At 37.1% G+C, this 12,611-nt stretch carries 9 protein-coding genes and 1 other annotated feature; of the genes, 7 read left to right on the top strand and 2 right to left on the bottom strand.

Going from position 1 to position 12,611, the window contains the following annotated elements:
- Nucleotides 1-248 precede the first annotated feature (248 nt).
- Nucleotides 249-1,268, bottom strand: coding sequence for a bile acid:sodium symporter family protein (locus FYJ25_RS02990; RefSeq protein ID WP_096240856.1), 1,020 nt, complete (start codon nt 1,266-1,268; stop codon nt 249-251).
- A 90-nt stretch (nt 1,269-1,358) separates the two neighbouring features.
- Nucleotides 1,359-1,605 (bottom strand) — a binding site (T-box leader).
- A gap of 219 nt (nt 1,606-1,824) precedes the next feature.
- On the opposite strand from FYJ25_RS02990, the gene FYJ25_RS02995 reads away from it, so the two are divergent.
- Entirely contained in the window at nt 1,825-2,079 is a 255-nt protein-coding gene (locus FYJ25_RS02995; RefSeq protein ID WP_021907786.1) for a putative signal transducing protein, read from the top strand.
- A 722-nt stretch (nt 2,080-2,801) separates the two neighbouring features.
- Here FYJ25_RS02995 and FYJ25_RS03000 read toward each other — a convergent pair.
- Nucleotides 2,802-3,806, bottom strand: coding sequence for a LacI family DNA-binding transcriptional regulator (locus tag FYJ25_RS03000; RefSeq protein ID WP_021907787.1), 1,005 nt, complete (start codon nt 3,804-3,806; stop codon nt 2,802-2,804).
- Nucleotides 3,807-4,197: 391 nt separating this feature from the next.
- On the opposite strand from FYJ25_RS03000, the gene FYJ25_RS03005 reads away from it, so the two are divergent.
- From FYJ25_RS03005 to FYJ25_RS03030, 6 genes are all read left to right on the top strand, one after another.
- On the top strand, nt 4,198-5,472 hold the full coding sequence (locus tag FYJ25_RS03005; protein ID WP_154580515.1) for a galactokinase: 1,275 nt from the start codon (nt 4,198-4,200) through the stop codon (nt 5,470-5,472).
- Between the two features lie 22 nt (nt 5,473-5,494).
- A complete protein-coding gene (galT, locus tag FYJ25_RS03010; protein WP_330578238.1) occupies nt 5,495-6,991 on the top strand; it encodes a UDP-glucose--hexose-1-phosphate uridylyltransferase in 1,497 nt (498 codons plus the stop codon).
- Nucleotides 6,992-7,315: 324 nt separating this feature from the next.
- On the top strand, nt 7,316-9,211 hold the full coding sequence (locus FYJ25_RS03015) for a BMP family ABC transporter substrate-binding protein (RefSeq protein ID WP_154580516.1): 1,896 nt from the start codon (nt 7,316-7,318) through the stop codon (nt 9,209-9,211).
- A complete protein-coding gene (locus FYJ25_RS03020; protein ID WP_021907791.1) occupies nt 9,208-9,825 on the top strand; it encodes a metallophosphoesterase family protein in 618 nt (205 codons plus the stop codon). The genes FYJ25_RS03015 and FYJ25_RS03020 overlap by 4 nt, the downstream gene beginning before the upstream one ends.
- A 303-nt stretch (nt 9,826-10,128) precedes the next feature.
- Nucleotides 10,129-11,082: an L-lactate dehydrogenase gene (locus FYJ25_RS03025; protein ID WP_154580517.1), complete on the top strand. Its 954-nt coding sequence runs from the start codon at nt 10,129-10,131 to the stop codon at nt 11,080-11,082.
- Between the two features lie 105 nt (nt 11,083-11,187).
- Nucleotides 11,188-11,922, top strand: a complete 735-nt coding sequence (locus FYJ25_RS03030; RefSeq protein WP_167513765.1) for a DUF975 family protein — start codon at nt 11,188-11,190, stop codon at nt 11,920-11,922.
- The last annotated feature ends 689 nt before the right edge of the window (nt 11,923-12,611 follow it).

The following is a 12,611-nucleotide window of genomic DNA, read 5'->3' on the forward strand; positions in this document are numbered from 1 at the left end:
TTCCATTTTTGTTAGAATTTCCTTATAATTCGGCAGGAAATTCTATTATAGCGAGTGCCTAACCTAATCCTACAAAATCAGTTAACTATGGATTTAGATTAGACAGAAAAAAGAAAAAACAATATATCCCAGATGCGTCTTCGGAGCGTATTTAAGATGCGGATAAGCATTTTAAATACAGCGACTACAGAGCAGATGGGATATATTGTTTTTTCTTTTTTCGTCTGTATTAAATCTAGAAATCAGACTTATTTAGCTGTGGCAGTCTCTTTATGTGCTGCTTTCATTTTATCATACTGAGCGAAGAGTCCTGCCAGTAATGTACCGGAAATGGAATGCCATACACAGGAAACAGCGCAGATAATTGCGGATTCTGGTGTAGAAGCAAACTGTGCAGTTGTTGTTGCAAGGTTTGTTGCAAGACCTGCATTCTGCATTCCAACTTCGATAGAGATTGTTCTTTTCTTTGCAGTATTCATTCCAGTAAGGCGACCGGCACAATATCCGAAGAAATATCCGAGACCGTTGTGAAGAAGAACTGCAACGAAGATTACGACTCCAGACTGGAAGAATTTTGAACCCTGGGAAGAGATAACTCCGCCAACAACGCAGGCAAGACCAAGAACAGCAATGCCTGGCATAACTTTTTGTACTTCTTTAAATGTTTTATTTTTACCTAATGCATAATTTAATACAAAACCAATTGCTACAGGTACGATAACGGTTTCAATGATAGAAATAAACATTGGAAGTCCATGAATCGTAATTTTTGCCCCACTTGCAAGAAGTGAAACCATGAGTGGTGTCATAACTGGGGAGAGAATAGTAGATACTGTCGTCATTCCAACAGAAAAAGCAACATCTCCGCCACAAAGATAAGACATGATATTGGAAGATACTCCACCAGGACAACAGCCTACAAGAATCAGTCCAAGTGCGATTCCAGCAGGAAGGTGTAGTAATTTTGTAATAAAAAATGCTAAAAACGGCATAATTAAATATTGTGCAATGGCTCCGATACAGATGTCAAATGGTCTTTGTGCCAGAATCTTAAAATCATCAGTTGTAAGAGTAAGTCCCATACTAAACATGATAACACCAATGATAATAGACTGACTTGTAAATTTATTAGCTACCGGGTCAGTGAATAATTGGAAATTAACCCAGCCCATCAATGATGGAAGGAAAAATGTGATTACTGCGATGGCGATTACAACGATAGATGTGTAATCTGATAAAAATTTGCTGAATTTTTGTAATTGTTTCATACTTATGTTACCTCCTGATGTGCCTCACCGCTTTTGATATTATTCGTTGTATTACCAAGAAAACAAAAAATCCCTTCTCAGAAAAAACTGAAAAGGGACGAAAAAAATCCGCGTTACCACCCAAATTCTGTAATAAAATTACAGCTCTTAACGTACTATCATACGCTTTCCTTTTAACGGAGGATTCCGGCGAGACTTACTGATTAAAAATTTAAGTAATGTTCAGTCCGCATCTTAGAGAGGATATCTGTCATTGAAAGTGTACCTGCTCACACCAAACGCAGGCTCTCTGAAACGCCTTATTCAAAAACAGCATTGTTCTCTTCAACGAATTTCGGTGAAGTTTATGTATTTGATGAACCTCATTATAGTCCGATTTTTTGAAATGTCAAGAGAAAAATTGTCTTAAATTTAATACAGAAGCATATTTTGAGGTAAAACTAATTTTGAAGGATACAGTGGTGCACCTTGTCATAATAGCTTATAAAGCGTATAATAAATAAAAAAATATGCAGTTTTTAATGAGGTGCTTTGCAAAAAAAGGAGAGATACTATTATGTTTAACATTTTTAATTCGGAGAGTCTTTGGGTTGGAACAGACATGGAGATGTTTAATAAAATACGTACAAGATTAGAACAAGAAGGAATTCCCTATAAATATAAAACAAAAAACCATTTATCACAGACGATGTTTCCGGCAGAAGGAACATTAAGAAGTCGAATGGGAAGCTTGGGAAATGATGTGAATCAAATGATAGAATATGAGATCTTGGTACATAAAAAAGATTATGAAAAAGCAAAAAAATACTAATTTATAGATTGCGTATAGACGAAAAAAGAAATAATACCATATCCCATCTGCTCTGTAGTCGCTGTGTTTAAAATGCTTATCTGCATCTTAAACATGCTCCGAAGCCGCATCTGGAATATGGTATTATTTCTTTTTCTGTTCTTTGGCTCCAGATGAGGAATCTTTTCTTATGGTGAAATACTTCTTTAATTAAAAATCATAATCTTCCGAAGAATCCCCTTCTCTTTCCAATATAAATCATTAATTTGTTATTTGTTATTAAACTGTCAGCCGCTAAAATAAAATTTCCTGCTGAATTGTAAGAAAACTATGGTAAAGAACAAAGAATTGTTATAAGTATTGTATTTTGTGACTTTGCGCTGTGGAATTTTGACTTTGAAAACTTCGGACTCATTTTTCCGAAGTTTTCGTTTTTTGAGGCAAAATGAAACGTTTAGCGCAACGGAACAAAATCAAACTTATAACAATTCTTTATTTTTTAGAAGACTTCTTACAATTCAGCTCAATATCTTCTATTAAAGCGGTGTCTGTGTCCTCAGCAAATTAGTATTTAATCCCCCCATCTTCATCAACTGTGGATTTGGAATAGTCAGAAAAAAGAAATACTGCCCTATCCCAGATGCGGCTTTGGAGCGTGTTTAAGATGCGAGCGAGCATTTTAAACACAGCGACTACAGAGCAGATGGGATAGGGCAGTATTTCTTTTTTCGTCTATACGAAATCTACAAAGCTGGCCCACAGGTATCTCGTATAGTGAGTCTGCATGGAAGGGTCATTCTTACAGGCATATTGTAAGCTAATTTGGTATTGCTTTCTGCGAGAAGCTGGATATAGTGGGCAGCAAATTGCCCCATAAAATCCGCAGGGGCATAGATCGTTGTCAATGGTGGGTTGGAGAACTTTGCTACATTAATGTCGTCAAATCCTATGACGGAGATATCTTCTGGAATACGATATCCTTTTTGATAAAGAGCACGCATTGCGCCAATGGCAATAGGATCACTGGCAGCAAAGACAGCGCTGGGAAGAGTTCCTGCATCAATAAGCTCCATCATCATCTGGTATCCTGCATCAGCAGAAAATTCAGTTTCTTTTAAGTAAGGTTCATAAGTAATATGATGTTCTTTGCAATAGCGGATAAAGGTATCTTTTCTTTGCTCAAAATAGACAGTATCATCGTTTAAATATTCTTTTCCGCCAAGATAAGCGATGGAAGTATGTCCAAGATCGGAAAGATAATCAAGGGCATCAATAACGGCCTGCTCAAAATCGAGAGATATCGTATTACAATTGATTTTTGAGGTCTGCATATCTACAAAAATGACATTGGGGGTGATAGATTCAAAAAGTTGAATCTGTTCAGCATTAAACTTACCGATACAGATAAGTCCCTGAACATCATGGAGGGCATTGATATAATCGGGATCACTTTGAAAAGCACGTCGAATTTCGAGATTCTCTGTCATACAGTATCGTTCAATGCCGCTTCGTATTGCCTGATAATAAGGATCTTCTAGTTCTTGAAATAAAGTAACCCATTGGAAGATGCCGATTACTGTTTTTGAAGAAGGTGCAGTCTTTTTTTTATAATTTAATTCCTGGGCGATTTCTAGTACGCGTTCTCTTGTCTTGGTAGTGACACTCAAGGTTTCATCCTGATTCAGAATACGAGATACGGTAGCAGAAGACACGCCGGCTTTTTTTGCAATATCTTTCAGTGTTGCCATAAGAATAGCACTCCTTTTCGTGTGTTTATTATATTAAGTATTAAAGTAAATGCAAATAAAACGATTGTGATTTTGAAACGAATATACCAGGTTATATTGATCAGAATCATGCGAAGTCTTAGGTGCATTCGATTTGATTTTTATGAGTAGTTACAGTATATCAAATTTTATGGAACAGGTGAAGAAAAAATTACTAAAAATATAGTAAAACATTTAGTAAAGATTTCTCTTGATAAATTTACTAAAATACTTTACTATATAAATAACACGAGAAGAACGACTGGAAAGAACAGACGGACATGTGTGTATTGCAAGGTATAGTGAGTATAGTAACCGTAGGAATCAGGAATGAAGAAGGGTCGGATTTTAAGAAAAGGAGTTTAAGGTAATTATGAAAACAACAGAATTAAAAGCAGGGTTTCAGAGCGGAAAGTATGCAGAATTATTGAAAGATATTTATATTGATGAAAGTGTCTTAGAATATCAGAAAGGACGCTATGTTAAGGCAATTGAAAGTTTTGAAGAACTGTTTGGAGTAAAAGACGTAGAAATCTACAGTGCACCGGGAAGAAGTGAGATCGGAGGAAATCATACAGATCACCAGTGTGGAAGAGTTCTCGCTGCATCTATTAATTTAGATGCGATCGCAATTGTAGCAAAAAAAGAAAGTGGTATTGTTTTAAAATCAGAAGGATATCCAATGATCAATGTTTCTTTAGCAGATCTTCTCCCAACAAAAGAAGAAGAAGGAACATCCGCTGGTCTGATTCGTGGTGTTGCTGCAAGATTAAAAGAAGAAGGATATGAAATTGGTGGATTTGAAGCATATGTGACAAGTGATGTTTTAAATGGAGCAGGAATGTCTTCCTCTGCCGCATTTGAGGTGCTGATAGGTAATATTTTATCCGGTCTTTATAATGAGGGAAAGATTTCTCCAGTATTAATCGCCCAGGCAGGACAGTATGCGGAAAATGTTTTCTTTGGTAAACCATGTGGTTTGATGGATCAGATGGCATCTTCCGTTGGAAATCTTATTTTTATTGATTTTGCTGATGTGAAGAATCCTGTAATTAAAAAGGTAAATGTAAATTTTGAAGATTTTAATCATAGTTTATGTATTGTTGATACAAAAGGATCTCATGCAGATTTAACAGATGAGTATGCAGCAATCCCGGAAGAGATGAAAAGAGTAGCAGCATATTTTGGAAAAGAAATATTAAAACAGGTTGATAAGAATGAATTCTATACTAATATTCCTGAAATAAGAAAGGTTGCAGGAGATAGAGCCGTACTTCGTGCAATGCACTGGTTTGAGGAAACAGATCGTGTTATTGACCAGGTAAATGCATTAGAAGAAGAGAATTTTGAGGAATTCAAGAAGTTAATTAAATCTTCTGGAGATTCTTCATTTAAATATCTTCAGAATGTATATTCTGTGAAAAATCTTTCCAGACAGGAGATGGCTGTTGGATTAGCATTAAGTGATGTAATCTTAAAAGGAAAGGGAGTAAGTCGTGTTCATGGTGGAGGATTTGCCGGAACGATCCAGGCATTTGTTCCAAATGATATTGTTGATATTTATAAGAAAAATATGGAAGATATTTTTGGTGAGGATGCCTGCCATGTATTAAAAATCAGAAAATACGGTGGAATGAAAGTTTTATAGAATTTTCCAGGAGGAATGAAAAGTGGGATTAACAAAGAATATTAAAAAGATTGTTGCCTATGGTATCAGTGCAAGATTAATTCAGCCGGAAGACGAGATCTTTATGATAAATCAGTATCTGGATTTATTTGGTTTAGATGAATATGATGATCCGGATATTGATGGTGAGAAGATTGTTCTTGTGGATATTTTAAATGCCCTGACAGATGAGGCATTTGAAAAAGGTATCATTCAAAGTGATGATATTGTAACAAGAGATTTATTTGATACAAAGCTGATGGGAATCATGACACCGCGACCAAGTGCTGTACAGAAGACATTTAATACTTATTATGAAAAAGGTCCGAAGTATGCTACAGATTATTTTTATGAACTCAGTGAAAACAGCAACTATATAAGAAAAGACCGTATTCAGAAAGACAAGAAGTGGACAGTGGATAGTCCATATGGTGTTATTGATATTACGATTAATCTTTCAAAACCAGAAAAAGATCCTAAGGCGATTGCAGCAGCAAAGAACGCAAAACAGAGTGCGTATCCAAAGTGCCAGCTTTGCATAGAGAATGAAGGATATGCAGGAAGAATGAATCATCCGGCAAGACAGAATCACCGTATTATTCCAATTACTATTCATGGAAGCAGATGGGGATTCCAGTATTCTCCGTATGTCTACTATAATGAGCACTGTATCGTTTTAAATGGTGAGCATACGCCAATGCAAATAAATAGAGATACATTTGCTAAGTTATTTGATTTTATTCGCCAGTTCCCACATTATTTTGTAGGTTCTAATGCAGATCTGCCAATCGTTGGAGGATCTATCCTTACCCACGATCATTTCCAGGGAGGACATTATACTTTTGCAATGGAACGTGCAGAAATGGAGCAGGAATTTACAATTCCAGGATATGAAGATGTAACAGCAGGTATTGTACACTGGCCATTATCCGTAATACGAATCCGACACAAAGATTCGGAACGTCTTATTGAACTTGCAGATCATATTCTTAAGAAATGGCGTAATTACAGCGATCCGGAAGCATTTATCTTTGAACAGACCAATGGAGAGCCACATAATACGATTACGCCGATCGCAAGAAGAAGAGGAGAAGAATACGAGCTTGATCTCACATTAAGAAATAATATCACAACAGAAGAAAGACCACTTGGTGTATATCACCCAAGAGCAGAATATCATCATATTAAGAAAGAAAATATTGGTCTTATTGAGGTTATGGGGTTGGCTGTCCTTCCATCACGTCTTAAAAAAGAAATGGAAAGTCTGGCAGAATGTCTTGTGAACAAAAAAGATATTGCTTCTGTAGAAGAATTGAAGAAACATGCAGCTTGGGTGGAAGGATTCTTACCAAAGTATACGGAAATCACACAAGAGAATGTATGGAATATTCTTGAAAAAGAAGTTGGAGAAGTTTTCGTAAAAGTATTAGAAGACGCAGGTGTATATAAATGTACTGAAGAAGGAAGAAAAGCATTTATGCGTTTTGTGAATACACTCTAATCTTGATGTAGTCTTGATTTATCTCAGTCGAGAAGACTCCCACCTCTTTCAGGTGGTGAGTGACTGCTCGACTTGAATGAAAAAAGAAAAGAACGAGAAATAAAAAATATACTATAGTATCTGTGACAGTAGTTTCAGAATGGAGAATGTTTCATAGCATTTTTCATTGGAATGGAACTCGCAGTTGCTATAGTATATTTTTTTATATAATCCTGGATAGCTTAAAAAGGCAGGAAAGGATTCCAAAAGACGCTGCATTGTGGTATAAAGAAGTTATAAAAATAAATGGAGTTATAAAAATAAATGGGGAGTGTTTGAATATTCATGATGACAGAAGAGTATAAAGAGGAATATAAAAAAGCAAGAAAAGCAGCAATGAAGCAGTATCGTACCTGTGCATCAAAAGGCTGGTCTTTATATCCACCGGTGTTAGATGAAGTATCTGCATATGTAAAAACAGCAGGTGAGGAAGTACTTGGAGAAATGGAAATACCCCTTTCGCTTGTGACAGGAACAAGAACTGCCGGCAGGCAGAATGCATTCAGTAAAGATTTTCTTCCGATTCTTCCGGAAAACAGTGAATTTGCAAGAAAGTGGATTACACTGTATGAGGCGCAGATGGAAGAAGGGATTCGTGACCCAATTTTAGTTTATGAATTCATGCATCAGTTTTATGTGCAGGAAGGAAATAAAAGGGTTAGTGTTATGAAGTATCTCGATGCCTCGCGTATTATGGCAAAAGTTATTCGTGTCATACCAGAAAAAACAGATGACCCGTCTGTAAAGCTTTATTATGAATTTATGGAATTTTATCGTAGTACAAAAATATATGATATTGTCTGTAAACAGCCGGGAAATTATGCAAAACTACTGGAACTTATGGGAAAAGAACGGAACGAAGCCTGCAGTGACGAGGAACGGAAGAAGTTAGGAAGTCTTTTTTATCATTTTTCTTCCATATATCATGCGAATGCAGCTGCAAGAAATGAAGGAGAGGTGCTGTCAGCAGGAGATGCCTTTTTGATTTATCTGGGTATTTTTTCTTATGAAGAAGCAATCAGTAAGCCAGCCTCAAAGCTTCGGGAAGAAATTCTTAAAATGTGGAAAGAGTTTGTTCCAGCAAAGGAGGCAGAGCCAGTAAAGCGATTATTAGAGCCAGAAGATAAGAAGCCGGCATTTTGGAGTAAGCTGTTAAACTCCACACAAAAATTATCCATCGCCTTTGTCTATGACAAGAAGCCGGATACATCAAGCTGGTTATATGCACATGAACTTGGCAGACTGCATCTTGAAGAAGTCTTTCCAGAAAAAGTAGAAACAAGATGTTATATCGGAGATGTGGAACAGGCAGCGTCAGATGGAAATCAAGTCATATTTACGACAACACCGCTCTTAATGCCAGACAGTTTAAAAGCATCTTTAAAATATCCAGAAGTACAGATTCTTAACTGTTCTTTAAATTATGCATGGAAATCCATACCAACTTATTATGCGAGAATGTATGAGGTAAAGTTCTTAACCGGACTGATTGCCGGTTCGATGGCAAAAGGAGAAAATATTGGTTACGAGGCAGACTACCCGATTTATGGAAGTATCGCCAATATCAACGCATTTGCCATTGGCGTTGCGATGGTTAATCCAAACATTAAAATTTATCTGAACTGGACTTCAGGAAAAGAGGATAAAAAAACAGCAGATACAGAGCAGCTTGCAGTTGTTTCTGCAAAAGATATGATTTCCGCTGACGGATACAATCGGCGTTTTGGTCTTTATTCTAATAAGAACGGTGAGATTTTAAATATAGCAACTAGTGTTCTTGATTGGGGCATTTTCTACGAGAAAATCATACAACAGATGCTAGACGGTACATGGAAGAGGGTATCAGACAAAGAGACTGTTTCAAGGAATTACTGGTGGGGGCTTTCTGCCGGAGTGGAAAGCCTCATTTGTTCCTCGCAGATGCCTTATGGAACAAAGCGCCTTGTAAATACTTTTCAGAATCTTATCATAGAAGGAAGTTTTCATCCGTTTGAGGGTATATTCTATGATAAAAATGGCAAAGAATACGGCAAAAAGGACACAATATTAAGTAATGAAGAAATTATCACAATGGATTGGCTGTTCTCCAATATTGTAGGAGAGATTCCTGCAAAGTATGAATTAAAAGAACAGGCAAAACCAATCGTAGAGCTTCAGGGAGTGAAGGGAGAAAAAGAATGAATATCCTTGTAATTGCAGACGAAGAAACGCCATCTTTATGGGACTATTTTCGCCCGGAAAAATTGAAGGATGTTGATTTGATTTTATCCTGCGGAGATTTAAATCCGAAATATCTTTCCTTTCTGGCAACCTTTTGTAAAGGACCAGTACTTTATGTACATGGCAATCATGATGACCGCTACGAGAAAACCCCGCCCGAGGGGTGCATCTGCATAGAAGATAAAATCTATGAATATAAAGGTATCCGAATTATGGGGCTTGGTGGTTCTTATCGTTACAGCCCGGGAATCAACCAATACACAGAAAGAAAGATGCGAAATCGTATTTTTAAAATGTGGTTTCCACTTTGGCGAAAGAAAGGATTCGACATTCTACTTACCCATGCGGCAGCTTATGGCGTAGATGATGCCAATGACTGGGCGCATATGGGATTTGAATGTTTTGTGAAATTGTTAGACATATACCATCCGAAGTATTATATACATGGACATATTCATTTAAATTATGGCGGGGGACATACTCGCAGACAGCAATATGGCGAGACAGAAATTATTAACGGATATCAGTTCCATAAATTTGAATATGAAACAGGAAAGGAAATAAAGATGCTTTAGATGCTTCTCTGCTCAATTATACAGGGGCATTCTTGAAGTTAAAAGACAGAATCACTGCGCATCCTCGCGGAGCGTTTATCTCAGTCGGAGATTAGACTCGCACTGAGACAAATTTGCTGTCACTCACCACCGGAAAGAGGTGGGAGTCTTCTCGACTGAGATAAAATTCTCTTGCAAATAGAAGAAAAATAGAGTATCTTGAGAGAGATTGACAATTAGAAGACAGGTGACAAAGCTTTTCTCATAAAAATAAGTACAGAAGAGCTTTGGAAGTACAATAATACTGTCAGGAGGTATATCGTTATGTTAAATAATTTTTCTGTGTCTGAACGAAAGGTGGCGATTATTGGAGCAGGATTTGTAGGAGCATCGATTGCATATGCACTTACAATACGCAAGCTTGCAAGGGAAATCGTTTTAATTGATATTCACGAGGAAAAAACAATTGGGGAAGCCTTAGATATTCAGCATGGTATTCCGGATATGGGAATCTCTTCAGTAAGGGCAGGAACTTATGCCGACTGTAAAGATTGTGATCTGATTATCATTACTGCTGGAAGAAATCGAAAGCGTGGAGAGAGCCGCCTTGATTTGATTGCAGGAAATTCGGCTATTTTAAAAGATGTTGTAGGTCAGATGAAGCCTTATTATACAAAAGGTGTGATCATGATTGTAAGTAACCCGGTAGATGTGCTCGTATATCAGTGTACAAAGTGGATGGGACTTTCGAATGGAATGGTATTTGGAACAGGATGCATATTGGATTCTTCTCGTTTTACACGCTTGATTGCTGATTATACGCATTTAAATACCGAGGTCGTAAAAGCGACAATCGTAGGAGAACATGGAGATGCACAGATTCCGATTTGGAGTCGTGCTTCGATTGCGGGAGTACCATTACAGGAATATTGCGAGAATGTAGGTCTTAAGTGGGATGAAGAGATTCGAAAAGAAATAAGTGATAAAGTAAGAGAGATGGGTGCAACGATCATAAAAGGAAAAGGAAGAACACATTATGGGATTGCAACCTGTGTCTGCTATCTGGCTGAAGCCGTTTTGAATCAGCGGCTTACAATCGCGCCGGTGTCCACAATGTTTCAGGGTGAATATGGCATAGAAGATGTCTGTCTTAGTGTCCCTTCAATTATTGGCGTAAATGGTGTGGAAAAACGTCTGGAAGAGAGGTGGGAAGAGGAAGAATTTCAAGCATTCCGTCAAGCAGCGGATAAGATGAAGAAAGTTTTGAAAACACTGTAGTATTAGTTTTAGAATTACGGGAACAGCTTCAGAATTACGGGCGTAGTAGTAATTCGTGACATCATATGATAATATCATAATATGATTATAAGACAGGAGGAACAAATGAGAGTATCGAGTGATTTCAGAGAGGTGGCAAGAAGAGCTCTTTCGGGTAAATGGGGTTCGGCAGTACTTACGACCTTAGTAGCATCTATATTAGGTGCAGATATTGCAATGGCTGGCGGTCCAAGTGTATCAAGAGTTACAAACTATGTAAGTAACACGATGGGGAAGGGAGGTAGTGATCATTCATATAGCACACAGTTATCTTCCCTGTCGGTAACTACACTGACATATATTTTTGGTGCTGTTATGGCGATTACAGGTTTAATAATTATAATAGGATTAGTGCAGTATGTCATAGGAAGTTTTGTTTCGCTTGGATTAATTCAGTATAATCTGGATTTGATTGATGGCAGAGATGCAGAGCTTAGTCAGATCTTTTCAAAGGCTTCCATGTTTGGAAAAGCATTCTGGCTTAGACTTCGAATGAGTATTTTCACATTTTTATGGAGCTTACTGTTTATTATTCCGGGAATTATCAAAGCTTACTCTTATAGTATGTCAGGATTTATCTTGACAGAGAATCCAGAAATGACTGCAGAAGAAGCCATGGAAGTTTCTATGAAGATGATGAAAGGAAATAAATGGCGTTTGTTCTGTTTGGAGTTTAGCTTTATTGGATGGAATATTCTTGGGGTTTTAAGCCTGGGAATTGGAATGTTGTGGGTAACACCATATCAGAATGCAGCAGTTGCAGCATTCTACGATGAAATATCAAGAGAACCATTAAATTAAATATTGGCGTGTAGATTTTGCATAGACGAAAAAAGAAATAATACCATATCCCATCTGCTCTGTAGTCGCTGTGTTTAAAATGCTTATTCGCATCTTAAACACGCTCCGAAGCCGCATCTGGGATATGGTATTATTTCTTTTTTCTGATTATCGTAAATCTATAGTTGGTGAGCATGGGAATTGCCCAGAAGTCTATGGTTTTCATTAGAATGAACATCTCCAGAAAGGGATACTTTCTTACTCGATTGTATAAAAATTATATTTATCTATTCTTACCTTATGGAGAATTTTTCTCTGAGTAACTCTCATAATCTTCTGGCGAATCCTCTTCTCTTTCCAACAGAAATCACTAATTTGTTATCAAAACAGTCAGTCGCTGAAATAAAATTTTATGCTGAATTGTAAGAAAACTATAGTAAAAAAATCAAACTTATAACCATTCTTTTTTAGAGGATCTGGTACAAATCAGTTCAATATCTTCTGTTAAAGCGGCGTCTGCATCCACAGCAAATTAGTATTTAATCCCCATTCTCATCAATTGTAGATTTAGATTAGACAGAAAAAAGAAAAACTACCATATCTCAGATGCGGCTTCGGAGCGTGTTTAAGATGCAAATGAGCATCTTAAACACAGCGACTACAGAGCAGGTGGGATATGGTAGTTTTTCTTTTTTCGTCTACATTAAATC

The sequence above is a fragment of the Anaerobutyricum soehngenii genome, assembly GCF_009697165.1.
Taxonomy (GTDB): domain Bacteria; phylum Bacillota; class Clostridia; order Lachnospirales; family Lachnospiraceae; genus Anaerobutyricum; species Anaerobutyricum soehngenii.